Annotated in this window: 19 protein-coding genes; 3 read left to right on the top strand and 16 right to left on the bottom strand. The window is 72.4% G+C overall.

The annotated features are described in order from the left end of the window. Positions 1 to 5: 5 nt before the first annotated feature. Positions 6 to 158, bottom strand: a complete 153-nt coding sequence (locus ABZT93_RS15460; protein ID WP_356104150.1) for a hypothetical protein — start codon at positions 156 to 158, stop codon at positions 6 to 8. Positions 159 to 363: 205 nt separating this feature from the next. Between ABZT93_RS15460 and ABZT93_RS15455 the strand changes: the two genes are divergently transcribed. Next, the gene (locus tag ABZT93_RS15455) at positions 364 to 1278 is read left to right on the top strand and encodes a DUF4231 domain-containing protein (protein WP_356104147.1); all 915 of its coding nucleotides are present in this window, start codon (positions 364 to 366) and stop codon (positions 1276 to 1278) included. A gap of 358 nt (positions 1279 to 1636) precedes the next feature. On the opposite strand, the gene ABZT93_RS15450 is transcribed toward ABZT93_RS15455, so the two are convergent. From ABZT93_RS15450 to ABZT93_RS15380, 15 genes are all read right to left on the bottom strand, one after another. After that, on the bottom strand, positions 1637 to 2134 hold the full coding sequence (locus tag ABZT93_RS15450) for a hypothetical protein (protein ID WP_356104266.1): 498 nt from the start codon (positions 2132 to 2134) through the stop codon (positions 1637 to 1639). A 167-nt stretch (positions 2135 to 2301) separates the two neighbouring features. Further along, positions 2302 to 3339, bottom strand: a complete 1038-nt coding sequence (locus tag ABZT93_RS15445; protein ID WP_356104145.1) for a rod shape-determining protein — start codon at positions 3337 to 3339, stop codon at positions 2302 to 2304. A gap of 177 nt (positions 3340 to 3516) precedes the next feature. Beyond that, positions 3517 to 5064 (bottom strand): carboxyl transferase domain-containing protein, encoded by a 1548-nt coding sequence (locus ABZT93_RS15440; RefSeq protein WP_356104143.1) that lies wholly within the window; start codon positions 5062 to 5064, stop codon positions 3517 to 3519. Beyond that, entirely contained in the window at positions 5057 to 6505 is a 1449-nt protein-coding gene (locus ABZT93_RS15435; RefSeq protein ID WP_356104141.1) for an acyl-CoA synthetase, read from the bottom strand. The genes ABZT93_RS15440 and ABZT93_RS15435 overlap by 8 nt, the downstream gene beginning before the upstream one ends. A gap of 76 nt (positions 6506 to 6581) precedes the next feature. Further along, a complete protein-coding gene (locus ABZT93_RS15430; protein ID WP_356104139.1) occupies positions 6582 to 7454 on the bottom strand; it encodes a hypothetical protein in 873 nt (290 codons plus the stop codon). An 86-nt stretch (positions 7455 to 7540) separates the two neighbouring features. Further along, a complete protein-coding gene (locus tag ABZT93_RS15425) occupies positions 7541 to 8140 on the bottom strand; it encodes a hypothetical protein (RefSeq protein ID WP_356104137.1) in 600 nt (199 codons plus the stop codon). After that, positions 8106 to 8939, bottom strand: coding sequence for an FkbM family methyltransferase (locus tag ABZT93_RS15420; RefSeq protein ID WP_356104135.1), 834 nt, complete (start codon positions 8937 to 8939; stop codon positions 8106 to 8108). The genes ABZT93_RS15425 and ABZT93_RS15420 overlap by 35 nt, the downstream gene beginning before the upstream one ends. Then, positions 8936 to 9193 (bottom strand): Trm112 family protein, encoded by a 258-nt coding sequence (locus ABZT93_RS15415; protein WP_356104134.1) that lies wholly within the window; start codon positions 9191 to 9193, stop codon positions 8936 to 8938. Before ABZT93_RS15415 ends, ABZT93_RS15420 begins: the two co-directional genes overlap by 4 nt. Further along, positions 9190 to 10095: a hypothetical protein gene (locus ABZT93_RS15410; protein ID WP_356104264.1), complete on the bottom strand. Its 906-nt coding sequence runs from the start codon at positions 10093 to 10095 to the stop codon at positions 9190 to 9192. Before ABZT93_RS15410 ends, ABZT93_RS15415 begins: the two co-directional genes overlap by 4 nt. Positions 10096 to 10119: 24 nt before the next feature. Beyond that, a complete protein-coding gene (locus ABZT93_RS15405) occupies positions 10120 to 10857 on the bottom strand; it encodes a class I SAM-dependent methyltransferase (protein ID WP_356104132.1) in 738 nt (245 codons plus the stop codon). Beyond that, entirely contained in the window at positions 10854 to 12245 is a 1392-nt protein-coding gene (locus ABZT93_RS15400) for a condensation protein (RefSeq protein WP_356104130.1), read from the bottom strand. Before ABZT93_RS15400 ends, ABZT93_RS15405 begins: the two co-directional genes overlap by 4 nt. Beyond that, positions 12242 to 16441: an alpha-(1->3)-arabinofuranosyltransferase family protein gene (locus tag ABZT93_RS15395; RefSeq protein ID WP_356104261.1), complete on the bottom strand. Its 4200-nt coding sequence runs from the start codon at positions 16439 to 16441 to the stop codon at positions 12242 to 12244. Before ABZT93_RS15395 ends, ABZT93_RS15400 begins: the two co-directional genes overlap by 4 nt. Further along, positions 16438 to 17163 carry a class I SAM-dependent methyltransferase gene (locus ABZT93_RS15390; protein WP_356104128.1) on the bottom strand — a complete coding sequence of 242 codons (726 nt, stop codon included), beginning with the start codon at positions 17161 to 17163 and terminating at the stop codon, positions 16438 to 16440. The genes ABZT93_RS15395 and ABZT93_RS15390 overlap by 4 nt, the downstream gene beginning before the upstream one ends. A gap of 11 nt (positions 17164 to 17174) precedes the next feature. Next, positions 17175 to 18359 carry a glycosyltransferase family 4 protein gene (locus ABZT93_RS15385; RefSeq protein ID WP_356104126.1) on the bottom strand — a complete coding sequence of 395 codons (1185 nt, stop codon included), beginning with the start codon at positions 18357 to 18359 and terminating at the stop codon, positions 17175 to 17177. Positions 18360 to 18552: 193 nt separating this feature from the next. Continuing rightward, entirely contained in the window at positions 18553 to 19542 is a 990-nt protein-coding gene (locus ABZT93_RS15380) for a DUF3068 domain-containing protein (RefSeq protein ID WP_356104124.1), read from the bottom strand. 221 nt (positions 19543 to 19763) lie between these two features. On the opposite strand from ABZT93_RS15380, the gene ABZT93_RS15375 reads away from it, so the two are divergent. Continuing rightward, positions 19764 to 19916: a hypothetical protein gene (locus ABZT93_RS15375; protein ID WP_185092818.1), complete on the top strand. Its 153-nt coding sequence runs from the start codon at positions 19764 to 19766 to the stop codon at positions 19914 to 19916. A 3-nt stretch (positions 19917 to 19919) separates the two neighbouring features. After that, a complete protein-coding gene (locus ABZT93_RS15370) occupies positions 19920 to 21143 on the top strand; it encodes a helix-turn-helix domain-containing protein (RefSeq protein ID WP_356104122.1) in 1224 nt (407 codons plus the stop codon). Positions 21144 to 21214 lie beyond the last annotated feature (71 nt).

Here is a 21214-nt window from a genome sequence, read left to right as displayed (position 1 = left end):
CCGCCCTACAGGGCGGAGTTGAACCTTCCCGGGCCCCCCGTGACCCGGTCGGCGGCCTTCGTGGTGGCAGTGGAATTGATCGCACCCAGCGGGGTGTGCTGACCCTCGGGGGCGGAACCGGCGGCCGTCGCGCGTTCCGTGACCGTCTGATCCTTCATCTGTCTGATGTCTCCTTCCATGGGGGCCGGCGTGTCCCCGGCCCAGGGAGGCCAGAGGCCCGGTGTCGGAAATCGAACCATGAGACAGAGACAACCCGGTTTTAGGCGGACGATACCCCAGCCGAAGGCTTCCGGAGCATGGCTAGGGGGCGCGTGCGCGTCCATACTCGGATGTCCGGGGGAGCGGGCTGTCGGGGGGTGGGCCATGAGGGTCGGTGTTCCGGGGCCAGGGGTCACATGGAAGGACGACGATCTTCCCCCGCTCTTCCGAATAAACGATCAACTCGCGATCGCCCATCAGAGTGAGTCGTTCCGCGCCGTCCGTACCCAGCTGATCGTCCTGCTGGCAGCCACCACCTCGGCGATGCTGGCCGAACGCCTGGACAGCCATGTCCCGGCGCTCCTGGCCGCGCTGCTGTACGCCCTGACCATCGGCATCGGTCTGCGCATCACGCGCCGCCGGGCCCGCGCACGCTGGCAGGCCCACCGTGCCGTCGCCGAGCTGCTGAAGTCCCTGGCGTGGCAGTACATGGTGCACGGGGGCGCCTTCCACTCCCAAGTGGCCAACGCGGACGCGCTGTTCGCCGAGCGCGTCGAGGATCGGCTCAGGGAGATGCGCAAGGTGGGCTGGGAGGACTCCAGGAACGGCGCCCACGCCCGCGGCGAGGGCCAGATCACGCCGGTGATGCGGCAGGTGCGGGCGAAGCCCTTCCCGGTGCGGCGGGACGTGTATCTACGCGAGCGGATCATGGAACAGCACGCCTGGTACCGGCGTCGCGCCGCGCAGGCCCACCGCGCCTCCGTGCAGTGGTCGTCCGTGACCGCCGTACTGACCCTGCTGGCCCTGCTCGCCGCCGTGCTCAGGGCGGCCGGGATGCTCGGCGGCTGGGACCTGACCGGGGTGTTCAGCGCGTCCGCGGCGGCCGGGGTGGCCTGGCAGGAGGTGCGCCGGCACCGGCCGCTGACCTACGCGCACTCGCTCGTCGAGCAGGATCTGGAGACCCTGCGGGTCGAGATGAGCACGACCGTGACTGAGGACCGGTGGGCCCTCGCGGTGGCGGAGGCGGAACGGCTGGTGTCGCCGCAGCACTCCGACTGGCTGGGCCGGTTCGGCAGTTGACGGAGGGTCGGAGGCCGCCGCGTGTGAGGGCCGGCGTCAGTTGACGGCGGGTCGGAGGGCGGGCCTCAGGGCTTGTGACAGTCGAACGGAGGGTCGGAGGCCGTCGCGGGTCAGGGCTTGTGGCTGTTGACGGCGGGTCGGAGGGCGGGCATCAGGGCTTGCGGCAGTCGAGCGGAGGGTCGGAGGCCGTCGCGGATCAGGGCTTGTGGCTGTTGACGGCGGGTCGGAGGGCGGGGCCTCAGGGCTTGCGGCAGTCGACGGAGGTTCGGGAGCAGCGGGCAGGGCTGACGGCATCTGACGGGGGTCCGGCGTCGGGCGTCAGGGTCTGTGCAGTTGACGGGCGATCAGGGGCCGGGTGTCAGGGCTCGCGGCGTACGTCCGGCTCCCACAGGACGCTCACCGGGACCCCCGTCCGTCGCGCGTAGGCCACCACGTCGCCGGTGCCTCCCAGGCCCCGGGCCGGGCGGCCGTCCCACACGGCGATCAGACGGTCGCAGTGGTCCACGAGCCAGCGGCCCGCCGCGAAGTACGCCTCCTCGTGCGTCGGCTCGGGAGGCAGCTCGATGCGGTTCGCGCAGACGCCGAGGATCCTGCGGTACCCGGCGCGTGCCGCGTCGTCGTCGAGGTGGGCCTCGTAGTCCATGCCCGGGATCACCGCCGTCACGGGGACTCCGCAGTCCAGGGCGATGTCCGCGAACAGCTGGTCGGTGCCGGCCGCGAGACAGCTGAAGGCCTCCAGGGCACCGCCGAGGTGTCTGCGCATCTCCGCCCGCACGCCCGGCAGGACCGGGGCCGGGATGCGGCGGTGCCCCGTCACGCCGATCCGGGTGACGGAGGTGAGAGCCGGTGCGGTCACGGGGGAAGAGGTGCCGGCCTGTCGGGTCGTCGCGGTTCCGCTCGTCACCAGAGAGCCTCCCACAGCCGTCGGAGACTACACCGTAGCGCCCTCGGCGGGGAGCACACAGGGGCGCACCTGCTCACACCGGGCGGCCAAGGATGACGGGGCCTCGGGCACGGGGGGCCTCACGTCGCCAGCGGGTCGAGCGACAACGGCTCGATCCGGCCCTCCAGCATGTACCCCAGCCCCTGGACGGCGCAGACGTCGGGCCGCTCGGCGATGTGCACCGGCATTCCGGTGGCCTGCCGCAGCATCTGGTCGAGGCCGGGGAGCAGGGCGGAGCCGCCGACCATCATGATCCCGCGGTCGGCGAGGTCGGCCACCAGGTCGGGCGGGCAGTTGCGCAGCACCCTGCCGATGCCGTCCAGGACGGCGGTCAGCGGGGTCTCGATCGCGTCCCGCACGGCGGCGGTGTCGACCCGCACGGAACGGGCCAGACCGGTGGCGACGTCCCGGCCGTGGATCTCGGTGGAGGCGGGCCCCTGCGGGGTGAGGCCGTTGCCGGACAGGGCGAGCTGCAGCGGGCGTACGGACTGGCTGGGCAGCATCAGTTCGTGCTCGTGGCGCAGGTGCTGGACGATCGCGTGGTCCACGGCCTCGCCGCCGACCGGAACGCGCTCGGCGGTCACGATCGACCCGAGGGAGAGCACGGCGACCTGGGTGGCGGCGGCCCCGCACACCATGATCATGGTGGCCTCGGGCCGCTCCACGGGCAGTCCGCAGCCGACGGCGGCGGCGATGAGCGTGTCGACGAGCTCGACGCGCCGGGCACCGAGGCCGACGAGGGTCTCGATGGCGGCGCGCTGGGCCAGCGGGTCGGCGTCGTGCGGGGTGCAGGCGGCGGCCCGCAGGATGGGCTTGCGGCGCAGCGCGCGGCGGATCTTGTCGCCGAGCAGATGGCGCAGCATGCGCTGGGCCATCTCGATGTCGACGACGGTGCCGCCGGAGACGGGCCGCACGACCCGGATGTAGCCGGGCGTACGCCCCGTCATCTTCTCGGCGAACTCGCCGACCGCGATCAGCGCGCCGGTCTTGGTGTTCACGGCGGCTGCCGACGGCTGGTCGACGACGAGCCCCGCCCCCTTCACGTACACCCGCGTCCTCGCCGCGCCCAGGTCGACGGCGAAGTGGCAGCGGCGCAGCTGCTCCAGACTGGCGGTCATCGCAGGTCCTCCCGAGAGCACAGACCGTGGGGGCCGCGCCGGGTGGCGGGGCTTAGTGGCATCGTGCGGGCGTCGGGCAGGAAACGCCTTCATTAGGGGGCCGGGTGGGGCGCGGCCGAATGGGGGTTTGTTGCTCATGCCCCAGGGAGGTTCTTCATGACGTCGCCTGATCCAGGGTCAGGGGCGTACGACCACCCCGAGTTCCACCAAGTCCTGCGGCCGGATACGAAGCTGGTCCGCCGTCGCCTCGACCTCCTCCGGCGAGCGCTTCAGGATCGCCGCCGCCGGCTCCGGTGCGATCACGGAGAAGTAGCTGTCCGGTGTGGCGTACGTGGCGCCGGGCGCCGCCAGGGCCAGCGCGCCGCCGGAGCCGCCCTCGCCGATGAGGAGGGTGGTGATCGGGGTGCGAGCGGAGGCGACCGTGGTGAACAGGTCGGCGATCGCCGCGCCCGCGCCCTGGCGTTCGGCCTCCGCGTCGTTGGCCGCGCCCGGGGTGTCCACCAGCGTGAGCACCGGGATGCCGAGCCGGTCCGCGAGGCGGATCAGACGGGTGGCGGTGCGGTAGCCGGCGGGGCGGGTCGCGGTACCGGTCTGGGCGGCGTAGGCGAGGGTGCGGCCGCCGTGCTCGCCGAAGCCGCACAGCATGCCCGGATCGGTGCCGCCGCAACGGTCGCCGGAGACGACCGCGCGCTCGGTGAAGTAGGCGTCCAGGTACGCCTCCGCGCGCGGGCGCTCGGGAGAACGGGCGCGTCGGACCGCGTCCCATCCGGTGGCGGGCAGGTCGGTGGTGCCGAGCGGGGCCGGGACGGGCGCGGGTTCGACGGGCGGTACGGGGTGCGCGGCACCGGTTGTGTCGGGGCTCCGGGGGTGCGCGGCACCGGACGTGGCGGGGGTTCCGGGGTGCGCGGCACCGGACGTGTCGGGGGTTCCGGGGAGCGCCGCACCGGGCGGGCCCGGGGTTCCGGGGACGGAGTTCTCGGGTGCCGGCCGGTCAGGGGCGGGCGCCGAGTCGGCGGTACGACCGGCCGCGGCTCCCTCGCCTGCGCCGGCCGACGGCCTCGCCAGCAACCGCAGCCACCTCCCCAGCGTCTCCCGCAGCTCCTCCGGCCGTACGACCGCGTCCGCCGCGCCCGCCGCCACCTGAGCCTCCGCGGTGTACGCCGACGGGTCCGCGTCCGGCGGCCGGACCCGGGAGCCCGCGAAGCCGACCTGGGCGCCCGGCAGGGCGAGGATCACGTCGGCGCCCGCGCCCAGGGTGGCCCAGCCGCCGCCCGTGGTGGGGTCGCGCAGTACCGCGATCTGGGGGAGGCCCGCCGCCCGGGTGAGCGCCGACTGCCGTGCCACGCGCTGGAGTTGGGTCAGTGCGAGCATGCCCTCCTGCATACGGCTGCCGCCGGTGGCCACCAACGGGACGACAGGCAGGCGGTGTTCACGGGCGTAGGTGTACGCCGCCTCCAGCCGGTCACCGGTGCGTTCGCCCAGTGAGCCGCCGAGGAAGCCGAACTCGAAGGCGATCAGGACGGCCCGGGCGCCCTCGACGTGCGCGGTGCCGCAGATGACCGACTCCTGCTCGCCGGTGCGTTCGGCGGCACGGGCGCGCGAGGCGTCGTAGCCCTGCCAGGCGAGCGGGCCGTCCGGCCTCGACCGCCGTTCGGGGTACGGGATTTCGCAGAAGTCGTCGGCGAGCAGCCCGACCATCGCGCGGGCGGACAGGCGCTCAGCCATGCAGCGCCCGCTTCATGATCTTCCCCATGTCGTTGCGGGGAAGGAAATCCAGGTGGTGGACGACCCTGGGGCGCTTGTGCGGGGCCAGGCGCCCGGCCACATGGGCCGCCAGCTCGTCCAGCGGAGGCGGCGATTGTGGGTCCACCGGAACGATCCACGCCACGATCCGCTCGCCCAGGTCCAGGTCCGGCTCCCCGGTCACCGCCGCCTCCCGCACCCCCGGGTGCTCCAGCAGCGCGTTCTCGATCTCGCCCGCCCCGATCTTGTAACCCCCGCTCTTGATCAGGTCGGTGGCCTTCCGGCCGACGATCCGGACGTACCCGTCCGCGTCCCGCACCGCCATGTCCCCCGTACGGAACCATCCGTCCGCCGTGAACGCGGCCGCCGTCGCGTCGGGCCGGTTGAGGTACTCGGTGAACAGGTTGGGCCCGCGCACCTGGATCTCGCCCACCGTCTCACCGTCGTACGAGGTGATCGGCGAGCCGTCCTCCTCCACCAGCCGCAGCTCCACGCCCGGCAGCGGCACGCCCACGGTCCCGGCGCGCGGCTCGCCGTCCGCCCGCACACTGGTGTTCATGAGGGTCTCCGTCATGCCGTAGCGCTCGACCACCCGGCGGCCGGTCGCGGCCGTGATGCGCTCGTGGTCGTGCACGGGGAGCGCCGCCGAACCGGAGACGAGCAGCCGGGCACCGGCCAGCGCCTTCACCAGCTCCGGGTCCTGGGACAGGGTTTCGGCGATGCGGTGGTACATCGTGGGGACGCCGAAGAGCATGGTCGCGCCGTCGTTCAGCTCCCGGGCCACACCGTCCGTGCTGAAACGGCCGAGGTGACGGACCGAGCCGCCGCGGCGGAGCGGGCCGAGGATGCCCAGCACCAGGCCGTGCACATGGAACAGGGGCAGGCCGTGCACCAGGACGTCGGCCGAGGTCCACTGCCAGGCGTCGGCGAGGGCGTCCAGAGTGGTGGCGACGGCCCGTCGGGGGAGCACGGCGCCCTTCGGGGGGCCGGTGGTGCCGGAGGTGTAGACGACCAGGGCGGGGTCGTCGCCGTCCCGCGCCGGACCGTCGGGGGTGGTGCCGCCGGTGGCGTGCACGTCGATGTCGAGGCGCTCCAAGTCGCCGACCGCTGCGGGGAGTTCGGCGCCGGGGGCGGTGAGCAGCAGGCCCGGCGCGCTGTCGCCGAGGATGTGCCCGAGCTCCTTCTCGCCGGACTTCGGGTTGAGCGGCACCGCGGCGACACCGGCCTCCAGCGCCGCCACCACGGCCACCGCGGTCTCCAGCTCCGGCGTCGCCCAGACGGCCACGCGGTCGTACCGCGCGAGACGACCGGCCAGGGCGCCGGTCGCCGCGGCGAGTTGCGCGTAGGTGAGCGAGCGGTCGCCGAACCGCAGGGCGGGACGGTCCGCCGTGGCGCCCTTGAGGGCAGGGAAGAGAGAGGTCACGCTTCACACTCCTGAGGTGTTGTCGCCTGTCGGTCCTACCCGAACCCCGGCACGACCATCACCAGCCACACCCGATCTACGGCCGGGCGGCCGCCAGCACCGCCTCCACCACCGGCCGCAGCGATCCGGGATGCAGGAACAGGAACAGGTTCGGCTCGACCAGCTCCAGTTCCATGACCCGCGGCTGCCCGTCCTCCCCGTCGACGAGGTCCACGCGCGCGTACAGCAGCTCCGGAGCGTCCGGTACGGCGGCCAGGGCGCGCTCGGCGACAGCGTGTTCGGCCGGGGTCGGCGTCCAGGGCTCCAGGTCCGGATGGGCGACCTTGGCGGCGTCGAAGGCCGTACCGGGGGCGAGGACGGCCCGCTTGCGGCTGGCGTGCAGCAGCCGGCCCCCGAAGAACTGCAGCGCCCGCTCACCACCCGTGTCTATGCCCCGCATGTAAGGCTGCACCATCGCGGTCAGCCCCTCCGCGTGCATCCGCTCCAGGTGCCGTACGGCACTGTCGCGCTGCTCCGGCGTGTACCGCGCGGCGTACCGGGCGCCCGCCCCGGAGGTGGGCTTGACGACGTACTCGTGGTCGCCGGGCAGGTCGGCCGGGTCGCCGGGCGCCAGATAGCGGGTCGGCACCACCGGTACGCCCGCCTCCGCGAGTTCCCCGAGGTACCGCTTGTCGGTGTTCCAGCGCACGACCTCCACCGGGTTGGCGAGCCGCGTCGCCTTGCCGCACCGCTCGGCCCACGCCACGAACTCGTCCGCGCGCCAGCTGTAGTCCCAGGTGGAGCGGATGACGGCCAGGTCGTAGCCGGCCCAGTCGACGTCCTCGTCGTCCCAGAACACGGCCTGTGCGTCGGCCCCGGCCTCGCGCAGCGCCGCCACCAGCACGGGCAGGTCGGCGTCCTTGCTGGGCTCAGGCTGGGGGTCGTAGGTGACTAGGGCGATTCGGGGCACGGCGGATTCCTTTCCCATGAGGCTCGACCGGCAGGCTAACCACGGCGGACGCAACCGCCACAATCGCTTTACCTTCCCCGGGGCGGTCAGCGCACGGTCAGCCGCTGCAGCAGACCCCACGTGAACTCGGCGACCACCTCTCGCCGTACGCCCGTCTCGTCCGGGGCCGTGAATGCCAGGCCCCAGCGCGTCGGGGCCGTGCCCTCCAGGGGCCGGGCCGGGGGAAAGGCCCGGGCCACCTCGTCGACCGTGCAGGACCAGGGGGTGAGGTCTGCCAGGGTGCGTAGGACGGGGCCTTCGGCTTCCGGTGCTCTGACCAGCCATTCGTTCCACACCGTCGAGCCGTTCGGGGCCAGGAGCGCCTCGAAGCGGAGGTCGGGCCAGAGCGTGACGGGCCAGAGCCAGGCCTCGCACTCCAGGTCGCCCACCTTGCGGGTGAGGACGGTCTCCGGGGCGCCGAGGACCGAGCGGTACCGGGACGCGGCGGCGCGGGCCCGCGGGGAGCGGACCATCGCCTGCCAGCGCCTGTTGGCCTCCCGCATGTCCGCGATCGACACGCCCAGCGCGTGCCGGGCGTCCTCCACCAGGCCGGGATTGTGGTCGGCCATGCGGCGCAGCAGGACCAGCTGGAAGTCGTGGACGGTGAAGGGGCTAGCCGGGGGCTTTCCGGAGGGCATGGTCCCCATCGTCCCCCACCGCACTGACACCGGGCCGGCGGCCGTCGGGGAGGAAGAGCACCGAGTTGATGTACCGGGGGCGGTCGAGGAAGGGCAGGACCCGGCGGAGCAGGCCCTGGCTGACGACGTACGAGGACGTCTCCTGGTGGGCCTCCAGGGGGAAGCCGGACAGCGGTACCCAGGCGTGGCGGGGCAGCACCCAGCCGTCGTAGCCGAGGAGGGAGAGGTAGGTCACCACCGGCGCGATCGGCTGGATCCTGGACTCCAGTTCGACGAAGAGCGCGGGCCGGTCACGCGCGAGGATTCCCGTCGCCCCGCGCAGCACCGCCAGCTCGCTCCCGTCCACGTCGATCTTGATGAAATCGACGTCCTTCAGGCCCAGTTCGTCCAGCGTGACACAGCGGACGTCCACCGCCCGGCCGTGGATGTCGCGCCGGACCAGCGAGGACACCCCGCGGTCGCCGTCGTCGCCGGGCGGCAGCCAGAGCCGGGCGGTGCCCGGGCTGTCCGAGGCGGCCGCCTGGACGACCCGGACGTTCGCCGGGACCGCCGAGGTCAGCAGCCGGGCCAGATGGGGGACCGGTTCGACGGTCACCACCTGCCGCGCCCGCCCGGCCAGTCGGCGCGTCCACGGCCCGTACCAGCCGCCCACGTCCACCGCCGTCCGGCAGTCCGCCGGGCACAGGTCGGCGAGGCGTGCCAGCTCCGGTTCGAAGCGTGGGTACACCGCTCGGGCGGCCGCCGCGACGAGCCGGGTGGGCAGCAGGGGGGCGACCCGCGCCGCCCAGGTACGAGCCGGTCGGGTCATGGAGTCATCCCGGGGGTCTGGGGGGAACCCCCGGTGCAGCGCCGCAGGAAGTCTTCGTGTTCGTCGTCACTCACCTGTTCGCCGGAGGCCGGCAGCAACTGCGGGATGCCGTCGACGATCGGATAGCGGCGGCGCAGCCGCGGGTTGTACAGCGCTTCCTCGACGGACAGCGCCGCGTCCGGCGGTATGAGATGCAGGGGCCCTTTGTCGAGTGGGCAGGCCAGTATCTGCAACAGCGGGTCGTCGGGGTTCATGGGGGCGTCAACTCCTTGGCACCGATGGCAGGTTGGGGCGCCGGATCATGCTTGGGCATGCTCAGCAGCACGGCGACGGCGAGCACCGTGCCCGCGAGACGCAGCGCGAGCCGCAGCGGGTCGTGGGGCAGGGACTCGCCGAACGAGAGCGTGCCGAGCACCGCGGTGTACAGACAGGTCACCGTCGTGCACACCGGCACGATCAGCGAGGCCCGGCAGCGCTGCAGCGCCGCCTGCGACATCACCAGACCGAAGGCCCCGGTGAACAACAGGAGGTACGGATACGGGGAGCCCAACAGCTCAACTACCGCACCACCAAGCCCACTTGATGTCAGGTAACTCGACACGCCCTTGATCGCGAGTGAGCTGACCCCGTACAGCAGGCCGACCGCCACGCCGTACTCGACGCCGGTCGTGGGCATGCGGTGCCGGTGCCTCGTGCGCCGCTCGGCGGACCCGTACAGCCACACGCCCGCCGCCAGCGACGGCACGCACACCAGCAGGATCAGCTGGTAGGGGGCGTCCCGGCTGACCCGGTCCGAGCCCTCCTTCAGCGACAGCACGACCATGAGGAGCGCGGCGAGGATGGCGCCCAGGGCGTACCGTTCCCGCCCGGTCGTCCGCTCGCCGAGCAGCCGCGCCGACAGCAGGACGAGCAGTACCAGACCGGAGACGAAGATGCCCTGCGCGGCCGCGATCGGCAGCGTCCGGTAGACCGCGAGCTGCGCCCCGAACCCGGCGGCCAGCGAGAGCGAGCCGCCGATCCAGAGCGGACTCCTGAGCACCAGCCCGAGCAGCCGGACGGGTTGCCGGATCGTCACCTCGGGCAGGGAGGTGAGCGCCCGTTTCTCCAGGACGAATCCGACGCTGTACAGGGTGTTCGCCAACAGGGCCGCCGCCACTCCCCACCACATGGTCCACGCCCCCTAGGTCTTGCGCGCGTGCAGCAGCAGGATCGACGCGAGCGAGGGTCTGGCACACGCCAGCCGGTCCAGTGCGCGCAGCGGACGCGGCACCCCGTGGAAGGGCGCCCCCGCCAGCCGTACGACCTCGAAGCCGGCCGCCGCGACGAACTCCCGCAGCGCCCGCGCCGTGTACAGCCGCAGATGCCCTACGACCTCCCGCCCCGGCCGCCCGTGGATCGCCCGCAGGCTCACCTCCGAGAACACCGGCTGGACGCCGGCCAGCAGCAGTCCGCGGTTGTACCAGGCGGCCAGGTTCGGTGTGGACAGCATGAGATGACCTCCCGGGCGCAGGATGCGGCGGATCTCGTCCAGCGCGGCATCCGGGTCGACGAGATGCTCGACCACCTCGCTGAACAGCACGGCGTCGACGGAGGCGTCCTTGAACGGCAGCCCCGCGCCGCTGAGTTCACCGCGAATGGCGTACGGCAGCCGGGTGCGGGCGCGGTTCAGGGCGTCCTGGGACCAGTCGACGCCGACGATGCGGTGACCGGTGAGCAGGGGGGCGGCGGTGGCGGCCGCGGTGCCGTCGCCGCAGCCGATGTCGAGGACGGTACGCGGGGCTGTTCCGGCCGTGCCGAGCGCCGTGGCCAGCATGCGGGCCTGCCGCAGGGAGCGGGGGGTGCCGGAGGCGACCGGGACGGCCGGGTCCTCGTAGAAGTCCCTGAGGCCGCCGCGGCGCGGGGGCGCGGTGGTGTTCACGGGGCCACCTCCGTGGTGTGCAGGTAGTGCTCGAACAGGTCCCGCAGATGGGCGCCGTCGCCGTGCCCGAGCAGGGCCCGCGACCAGCGCAGGGCGAGGTGCAGCCGGCCCGCGGTCGAGGCGGTCGTGACGGTGAGGCCGCGGGGCATCCTCGCGGGCGCCGAGAACCACACGGCGTGCGCGCGGCCCGCCTCCTCGCCGAAGTCCAGGGGGTAGGGGACGCGCCCGATGTTGCTGAGGAGGGTGGTGGAGGTCCAGGGTGCGGCGGCTCTGCGCAGGCCCCGGGTGAGGGCGGCCCGCCAGGCCACCGGGGTGACCGGGGCGGTGAGCAGGCCCGCGCCATGGCCGAGTTGGGGGCGGGGGAGGGATTTCAGGGCGCGGGTCCGCTGGGCCGTGCGGCTCAGGAACTCGGGCATGTCTGCGGGGTCGTGCGGCAACTCCTCGGGCGAGAAGGGGACTTCGACCAGGCGGGTGCCGTTGCCTATGGGCATGGTCGTGTCCCTCGGGCGGTCGTCCACGGGCATGGTGATGCGCAGGGGGCGGGGGGCTTCCCCGTGCTCCCTGTTCCAGTGGGCGATCGTCAGGGCGGTGGCGGCCATGAGCTGGTCGTTGACCGTGTAGGGGGAGCCCTTGGGGCGGTGGGGGAGGGGGAGTTCGGTGACGAGGAGGCCGTTGCCGGGGGAGTTCTCGGGTGTGCCATGCGCTACGCGGGCTGGGCGGGTCCAGTTGGAGGGGGTGTTCTCGGGGGGTGCGGGGGGTTCTTGGGTGCGGGTGGGGGGTGCGGTGGGGGAGTTGTCCTTGCCGCCATAGATCTCTGCGGCTGTGGCCAGGATGCGGAGGCAGGCGGGGCCGTCCAGGGCTGTGTGGTTGATGGTGAGGAAGAGGACGGTGGACTTTTGGCTGCCGGTCGGTGGGGGCTTGTCGCGCCCCGCGGCGGAGCCGCTGATTGATGCAGCCCCGCGCCCCTGAAAAGGTGGGTGCAGGCCGACCATGTCCGTGGCCTCGCTGCCCTCTGCTGGGCCCGCTCCCTCCACCACCTCCAGCCGGATCGGTGGGGACAGCGAAAGCGGAGGGGCCTCCATCAGGGCCCTTGTCCTCGCGTCCCGCAGCGCGTTCCGTTCCGGACTCGGAAAGCTCACCACCTCCACGTCCGGCTCCGCCGTCAGCTCCCACTCGTAGCGGCGGCGGTACCAGCCGCCCGGGGCCTCCCGCATCAGGATCCGGGGGTGGCGGTGCAGGGCCTCCAGGAATGCCTTGCGGAGCCGGGACCGATCCAGTCGCCCAGGCAGATGCACCTCGATGTGGACCGTCTCCGGTTCCTCCTCCTGGAGGCAGTGGCGGGAGACCTCGTCGACCACCGGGAACGGGATGCGTGTCGATGGGGTCATGTCGGTTCCGCCCTCCCCTTGCTCTCGACCGGCGGCAGTTGCTGTGTCGGTGCCTCGGAGCCGGGAGGTGCCTCGGCCTCGCGTTCACGCACGCTCACCAGCGCCGCGAACAGCCCGATCAGGGCCAGCAGTTGGGCCACGTGGCCGAACGCCCCGTGGGACGCACCCACCGGTTCACCCGCCCCCACCGCCGCGGCGATCCCCGCCCCCGCCGACGCCACGAAGGCGATCGGCACCAGGAGGTCATGCCGTCGGGACGCGAGCAGCGCCAGCGCCGGGACAAGCAGCGCGAACCACCCGGCGATCACCACGCCCACCAGCGTGAGCGCCACCACCCCGAGCCACACACCCGGCGCCGGAGGAACCGGCTGCGGCTCGTCGGGGTTCGGGGACCGCCTGCGCCACAGCACCAGGCCCACCAGCACCGCCAGCGCGACCGCGCTGCCGATCAGCGCGCCGTCGTACGTCGTCGCGGGCTCGTACGACAGCTTGACCGTGCCGCCCGCCCCGGCGGGGACCCGCCAGCCCTGCTGCCACCCGTCGAGGCGCAGCGGGGAGAGCGACTTGCCGTTCAGCGTGGCCTTCCAGCCGTCGTTGTAGTTCTCGTAGGTCGTGAGGTACGAGGCGGCGCCCGACCCCACGGTCACCTCGCGCCGGTCGCCCAGCCAGTCCCGTATCCGCAACTCCCTTGTGAGGGAGGCCGGTTCGGCGATCGTGCCGCGGGTCAGGGTGATGTCGGTCAGGGCGAGCGGTCCGGCGTCCCCGCCCTCGACGACATGCTCACCGGAGGCCAGGGACAACTCCGCCTCCGAACGACCCTGCTGACAGAGCGTCACCTTCAGTTCGCGGCGGTCGGTCAGGTCCCGGATGCGGCCCGACACGCCCGTCTGGTAGAGCTTGCCGTCGATCGCCAGCACCGGTCCCTTGCCGCACGGCAGGGAGAACGTCCGGGTGGCCTTCGGCTGCGGGGTCCGGTACTGGTCGAGGGCCGGGATGTAGGCCTCCGTCAGTCCCACCGGCAACTGGAGATCCTCGTCGGCGACCGGGTTGTGCAGGACCAGCGGGGCCGTCTTGGTGATCGTGATGTCGAGGCGGTCGGTCGTGATCGGAGGGAAGCGCACCGCGCCGTTCTCGTCGACCCCGGCGACGGTCGCGCCGTCCGGTGAGGTGATGTCCACCTCGGTGGGCCGGGTGGAGAGGCCGCCCGCGGGCGCCAGCACCAGCTCGGATATGGGCTGTGCACCGTTCCAGCTGAGGTGGATGGTGGGGCGGTCGCCCGCGATCCAGGCCGTCGTGAGGTCGCCGTCGGTGAGGTTGCGGGCGGACAGCCCGGTGCCCAGGGTCGCTGTGGAGTCGGCGGTCGCGGTGATGCGGTTGCGCTGGTCGGGGGCGACCTCGTACAGCAGCCTGTCGAGCTCCTCCCCGGTCACCGGCACCGCGCTCGCCCGCACCGCGTACGTCCCCGAGGCCGCCGTGGTGAAGCGGCGGTGCAGGCCGGCCTCCGTGCCGGTCGGGGAGATCCCGGCCGGGTCGGGGACCCGGTGCAGGGAGACCACCTCGGCGGCGGAGTCCGTACCGTCGGCGTCGGTCGGCAGCCGCAGCAGCCGGGTCACCTGCACGTGCGGCAGGTCGATCTCGGAGAACCCGGCGCCGGCGAGACCGGTGCGCCGCGCGACCGAGTCGACGATCGTGAGTTTCATCCAACTCGTCGCCCCGGGCGGGGCCTTGACGCTCTGCGTCGATCCGTCCGCGCGCAGGAAGCTGGTCCGTGACCCGCGCTCCGTCTCCACCCGCACCTTGGTCGCCGCCGACCGCACGCTCTCCTGGGGCAACGGCGTGACCTTGAACGACGACGGCATGTCGTACGCGGGATCGGACAGCCCGATCCGCAGCCACTGCCCGTCCGGCGAGCCCGCGACACCCTCCGCCCAGGCGGTGTCCGGGTTGCCGTCGAAGGCGCCCACCGGGTCGAACTGCGGGAGGTGGAACAGCCAGTTGCCGTACGAGGAAGCCGTCACCGAGCGGGCGCCGCGCAGTTCCGCGACCGTCTGGTGCGCCTGACCCGTCGTCGGCAGGATCTGGTGCGGTTTCTCACCGGCGTCCTGGGCGGCCCCGGAGGCGTTGCGCTCGTCCTCGGTGTACGTGTACGACGTGTTCGCGTTGACGAGCCCGAAGCGGGTGTCCGCGCGCCGCAGTCCGTCGCCGACGATCTGGAGCGGTGGGGTACCGAGACCGGGGTGGTTGTCGCCGGTCAACACCGTTGCCCGGCCCCGCAGTTCGGTGGCCAGCGGCAGCAGCGCCTCGGGTCCGCCGGACACCTGGGCGGTGTCGGCGACCGGCAGCAGACCGGCCTGTCCGGGCCGGGGCACCCCCGAGGACTCCACCGGGCGGTAGATCTCCACCGCCCGCTGCCTCGGGTACAACCCCTCGATCTGCAGCGGGGTGTCGTGCGCGATCTTCCCGCCCGTCATGAGCGGCCCGAGACCTGTCACCCGCTCGTAGCCGGACTGTTCGAGGGCCCGCTTGACGACCGACGACGACACGGCGCCGATCTGGTCGGGGTCGAGGTCGTTGCGGACCACGACGTAGTAGACACCGGCCCGGCTCAGGTAGTCGGCCAGTCCCGGGATCTCACCGCCGGTCATCAGCGCCTGCTCGACCGCGTCCGTCGCCCGCCGGTTGCCGGGGGTGCCGAAGGGGACGTAGTCGCGTTGCGCCCAGCGGGACTCGGCGAGGACGTCGAGGGGCTGGTCGATGGGGGAGCCCCAGGTGTAGATGCCGTGCGCGGTCGCGGGGACGACGAGGGCGCGCGAGTCGGGTGAGTACTTGTCCAGCCAGCCGGCCGTGGTGTGCCAGTACTTGGGCAGCTCCTGGAAGGAACCGGGGTTCAGGATCGAGCCGTTGAGGTACGGCCACAGCAGCCCGGGGAGGATGAGGACGGCCGCGACGAGCGGGGCGTACCGGCGGCCCCTGATCTCTCTCGCCCCGCGCGGCTCGGCGGCCACACCCACCAGATGGGCGAGGCCCAGCACCAGGGCGAGTGCCAGCCCCGGCTGGAACTTGTAGATGTTGCGGAAGGGGGCGAGACCGCCGTTCAGCCAGTCCTGCACCAGCCCGTGGAAGGGGGCGCCGAACGCGCCGCCGTACCCCGCGAGCAGCATCAGGACGGCCGTCAGCACGGTCAGTACCAGCCACCGCCGCTCCGGCATGTCCCGCCGCGCCAGGCCCGCGAGGCCGAGCCCGGCGGCGAACGCCGAGCAGAGGATCACGATCACCGAGGAGGCCACGGTCCAGCCGGCCGGCAGCCACGCCTCCCCGAGGTGCAGATAGGCGACCCAGTTCCCGGCCCCGCGCAGCGCCTCCGTCGCCGACATCGTCTCGGTGGTGGTCCGCGCGCTCTCGACGTACGGCAGGAAGTTCTCGCCGTAGAACCCGAGCAGCAGCAGGGGGATGACCCACCAGGCGGTCGCCAGGATCACGCCCGGCACCCACCAGACGATCAGCTTGCGCTGCCGGGGCCCGGGTGGCCGGGAGAGGAGATACAGCCCGACCGGGAGCAGACAGGCCAGGGTGGAGGCCGCGTTCACCCCGCCCATGAACGGGATGACCAGCGCCGATCTCAGGGCGGCGATGCGGGCGCTGTAGCGCTCGTTCGTCAGCGGCAGCAGCACCCAGGGCAGGAAGGCGCCGGGCAGCGCCGCTGCGGAGGTCGAACCGATCACGATGGTGAAGGTCGGCCACAGGGCGTACGCGACGGCGGCGAGCAGCCTTCCCGGGCCGTTGCCGACCCGCAGCCGCTCGGCGAGTCTGAGCGCGCCCCAGAAGGCCACCGACACGATCAGCGACAGCCACAGCCGCTCCACCAGCCACACCGGCAACTGGAGGGCGTGGCCCAGCCAGTAGAACGGCAGCATCGGCCACAGATAGCCGACGTACTGGTCCTGGATCCCGCCGAAGGACCCCTGGTCGTGCCAGAGCTGCCCGAGGTCGGCGAGGAAGCGCCCGGGGTCCGTGGTGACGCCCAGCTTGGTGTCGAAGGTCTGCCGGCCCGGGTGCACCGCCAGGAACAGCACGAGGACCACGGCCCAGAACCCCAGCAGCCAGCTCCGCGACCGCGGGCCCTCCGGGGGGCCCGACATGATCGCGGTGGTGGGGACGGCGGCTGGAGGAGGGGCCTGGACCGTGGACGTCGTCATGGTGGACACCGCCGGAGGATGAGGAGGAGGTTCCAGGTGGCGACCTCGCGGATGCCGGGGACCCGGACGACGGTCTCCGCGAGGAAGGGCCAGTAGCGGGAGCGCGCCGAGACGACCGTGATGTCGTCCCGGGCACGCACCTGCCTCAGGGTCGGGCCGATGTGCACGGCGAACAGGTTCGCTCCGAGGGTGTGCTTGGCGGCCTTTCCGGTACGGCGCCGATAGCGGGCGCGGGCCCGCTCCGCACCCAGGTAGTGCCAGGGCGCCCACTCGTGACCGCCCCACGGGGAGAGCCAGTTGGTGAATGACACGTAGATCAGCCCACCGGGCCGGGTGACCCGTACGAGTTCGCTGAGGAAGATCTCCGGATCGGCCACGTGCTCCAGCACGTTGGAGGAGAAGGTGACATCGGCGGCGGCGTCCCGCAGGGGGAGCAGGTAGCCGTCGGCGATCACCGTGGAGTCGGGCGGCTTCTCCCCGAGTTCGGTGGGATCGGGCTCGAAGAGGAACGCGTCGGCGCCCCGTCTGCGGAACTCCTCGGTGAAGTAGCCGCTCCCGCCGCCGACGTCCACGACCGTGCGGCCGGCGACGGGGCCGTCGTAGGCCTCGACCTGGTCCACGGCGTCGCGGGCGAGCAGCGCGTAACAGGACTCGGGGGCCTCCTGCTCCCGCAGGAAGGCCCGGAAGAGAGTGACGGAACGCCGAAGGGAGGGATCCTTCATCCGGGGCCGCGTCACGGTCCCCAGCCCCTCACCGCCTCGGCGGCCACGGCCCGGAACTGTCTGACCGTCCGGTGCCAGCGATAGCGGGCCGCGCGGTCCCGGGCGGCCTTGCCCATCAGCTCACGGCGGTGCCCCGACAGGGCCAGCGTGCACCAGGCGGCGGCGAACGAGGACTCACCGCGCGCGAGTACACCGGTCTCCCCGTCGACGACGGAGTCCCGCAGCCCGGGCACGTCGAAGGCGATGGTCGGCGTCTTCCGGGTGGCGGCCTCGGTGACGACCAGCCCCCACCCCTCCACGGCCGAGGGATGGAGCAGCAGCCAGGCCTCGCACAGCAGCCGGTGCTTCTCGGGCTCGGCGACATGTCCGGTGAACTCCACGCCGGGACCGGCGAGTTGCTCCAGTCGGGACCGCTCGGGCCCGTCCCCGACGATCACCAGCCGGCCACCGGTCACCGGCCGCACCCGCTCCCAGAGTCTCAGCAGCAGATCGATCCTCTTGTACTCGACGAGCCGGCCCACGGCCACGAAGAGCGGTTCCGGCGAGCGGCGGACCAGGGGTTCCGGTTCCTCGACCCCGTTGTGGACGACCCGGATGCGGTCCCGCTCGACCCCGATCGCGCGCAGGGCGTGAGCGGTTGACGGAGACACGGCGACCAGCAGGCTCCGGTGTCTGGCCGCCGCACCGGCCAGCGCCCAGTGTTCGAGTCTTCGGCCGATCCGGGCCGCCGGAGCCAGGGGCCCGCCGAACCGCATCTTCCACAGGTCGGTGTGCACATGGTTGACCAGGCACAGCGTGGGGCCGCGGTGCCACAGGGGCGCGAGGTACGGCATGCCGTTGCACACCTCGACCAGCAGGTCGGTCTCGCCGACCTGGCGGGCGAAGGCCGTACGGGCCCGCAGGTAGTGGCCGAACTCGCCGCCCGCCGACACGACCCGGTAGTCCCGGTAGGAGGCCGGGCCGCCGCACAGCAGGGTGACCTGGTGGCCCAGGCGGGTCAGTCCGTCGGCGAGCCGGTCGACGAGGAGCTCGGAGCCGCCGGCGGCCGGATTGTCGAGGTCACGATGGGCGAGAAAAACGATTCGGCGTGGAGGTGGGGGGAGCGCCGAAGGGTGGTGCGGGCTGTGCGATGAGGGTTGCAGCTGCGACGCCTGGGGAAGCGCGGCACGCAGCTGGTGGGGCACGTGCTGGGGCATGGGTGCTCCAACTCGTCTCAGGGTGCGGAACTCAGCAGTGACTTCCAGGCTGGTTGTGGGGGGACTGAGTGCTTCCTAGGAGGGGGGTGTGGACGGGTTGTGCTCGGGTGGGGTGGCACAGTTTTCGCTCACCCGTACTCCGTGGCTACTCACGCACGTGACAATTTCCGGGCTTATTAGAGCTGACGTCCAGTCACATCGTGAGAACGGGCTCGGGCGTATCGCTCATATCGGTGGACTCGGGGCGCCTGCGTCCCCGTACCACCAAAACGCCCCCCACGGCAGCCAGTACGAATCCGGCCACAGCCGCCCCGATGGGCAACGTCTCACCCACCGCGCGCAGTTGGCCGCTGTCCCGCTTGGCCAGCCGCACCGCGTCCTTCTGGGTCGCGGTGGTGAACGCGATCTTCCGGCTGTCCAGCAGGACCACGGCGTCCTTCTTCGCGCCGGGCGCCCGCAGGGTGCGCTTCGGACCCACCTGTGCGTAGACCACCCGGCCGGTGCGCTGATCGACGACCAGCTCGATGCCGTGGTTGGAGTACCACTCCTCGGCCAGCACCTGCGGCCGTCCGGGCTCGTCCACGATCGTGCCCGGCACGAGCCGTGTCCCGACCTTCGCCGGGGCGACCGTGCCGGTGAACCGGTAACCCGTGTACCCCTGAACCTTCTTCGTACCCTGGTAACGCAACGTCACCGTGGAACCAAGGGAGTTGTCCCACCACTGGTAGGAGCGTCGCTGCACGTCGAAGGGGAACTTCAGATAGGCCTCGCCCTCGATGTACGGCTTCTCGCCGCAGCAGTGCACCGGCTTGGTGGTCTTTCGGTCCATGACCCAGCGGTGCGGGACGAACTCCAGGGCGTCGTGCGGGTCGGAGGCCGGCAGCGACTTGTCGGTGTCGACGGTGGTGGTCACGTCCCACACCGCGGCCCGGCCGCTGCGCTCACTGTCCTCGACGTTCCCGCGCACCCGCTGGGTGACGGTGATCCGCTGTCCGGGGACCGTCTCCAGCTCCTCGGTGTCGAAGACGCTGCCCGTCCCTCTGTAGACGGCGGTCTGGTCGATGTTGATCGGGTTCACGGCGGCGCGCGGTTCCACATACCAGGCGAGCAGAGGCGCCAGTACCAGCAAAAACGTGCCGAGTCCCAGCAGAATCAGGGAGATTGGAGAGGCTGTACGGCGCATCCGGACACTCCTGGGGCGTGAGATGACGGAGTTCGGGCCGCTCTATGGGCCGGGAACCGTAGGCGTTCATTGACGGAGTGTCAACGTCTTGACGGGGCATCGGTGTCCTGTCGACACTGGGCCGACAGGCAGGGTGGGTACCGGGTCGGGATCCGACGGATTCCACGTTCCGGGTGGGGACGTACGCCGGATCGAGCCGCTCGAGAGAGGCTGCCCCTGCGATGTCCAGACTGCTCGCCGCCGCACTGACCGTCGTGGCCGCCGCGTTGCTCGCCCTCGGTGCCGCCCTCGGCATCGTCGCGCTGCTGGAGGCGACACCCGAGCAGCCCAACACACCCTTGATCACCTATGAGCAGACGGACCAGGGGAGTTGACCCGTGTCCGCCCGACCGGCAGCCCTGAACGCCCGCTCGGCCTGGCACGACGTCCCCCGCCTCCAGGTCCGCCGCTTCGCGGCCATCGCCATGGCCGAGGCGCCGGCCCTCGCGGAGGAGATCCTGCGCGAGATCCGCCGGGAGTACCCCCATCTGCCGGTCGTCCTGGACGAGTCCGGCGAACCGATGGCCCTGGTCGGCATCCGCCGCGCGATCGAGGTCTTCGTTCAGCACCTGGAGACGGCCGAGGGCCGTCCGACGGTCCCGCCGGGCGTCTTCCAGGAGTTCGGCCGCGGCGAGGGCCTGAACGGCCGCAGCCTCGACTCCCTCCAGGCGATCTACCGCATGGGCGTACGCCTGGCCTGGCGCCGTTTCGCCGACATCGGCCAGCGCGTCGAGATCCCGCCGCCGGCGATGTACGAACTGGTGGACGCGGGCTACGAGTACCTGGACGGCCTGGTCGACCAGTCGGTCCGGGGCTACGCCGAGGCCGCGGCCCGTCAGGCGGGCGAGCGGCTGCGCCTCCAGCGCCGCCTGATGGAGTTACTCCTGGCCGAACGCCACCGGGGCGACCCTGCGGACGCGCTGACCGAACGCGCGGCCCGCGTCGGCTGGCCCCTCCCGAAGAAGGTGGCGGTCGGCGTCCTGATCCGCCCGGCCCGCGAGGCGGTACCCCCCGCGGTGGGCCAGGGAGTCCTGCTGGACATGGACTACGAACAGCCCCGCATGGTCGTTCCGGAACCGGACGCGGCGGGCCGCCCCGAACTCCTGCACCGGGCCCTGACCGGTTGGGCCGGCGCGATAGGACCCCCGGTCCCCCTCACCGACGCGGCCAAGTCCCTGCGCTGGGCCGAGGCCGCCGTACGCCTGATGGAACGCGACCTGCTCCCGGCCGGGGACGTGCTGTACTGCACCGAACACACCGAGGCGCTGGTCCTGCTCCAGCCCGAGGAACTGATCGACGACCTGGCCCTGCGCTGCCTGGCCCCCCTGCGCCACTGCGGCCCCACCCACGGCCGCCGCCTCGCGGAAACCCTGCTCGCCTGGCTGGAGACCCGGGGCGGGGCCCCGGAGGTGGCCGCCCGCCTCGGCGTACACCCCCAGACCGTCCGCTACCGCCTCCGCCAGATCCGCGAACTGTGGGGCGACGAGATCGACGATCCTGATCGGCGGTTCGAACTGGAGCTGGTGCTGCGCGCTCGGCGGTTGCGGGGGGAGCTGGCGTAGCGACCCAGTGTGACGTGCCGCACACGGAGTGGGTCTACCCACCCCTTGCCCATTGCCGGAGGAAACAGCAT

The sequence above is a fragment of the Streptomyces sp. NPDC005303 genome, from assembly GCF_040607335.1.
Taxonomy (GTDB): Bacteria; Actinomycetota; Actinomycetes; order Streptomycetales; family Streptomycetaceae; genus Streptomyces.
This window is presented reverse-complemented; position numbering and strand designations above follow the sequence as displayed.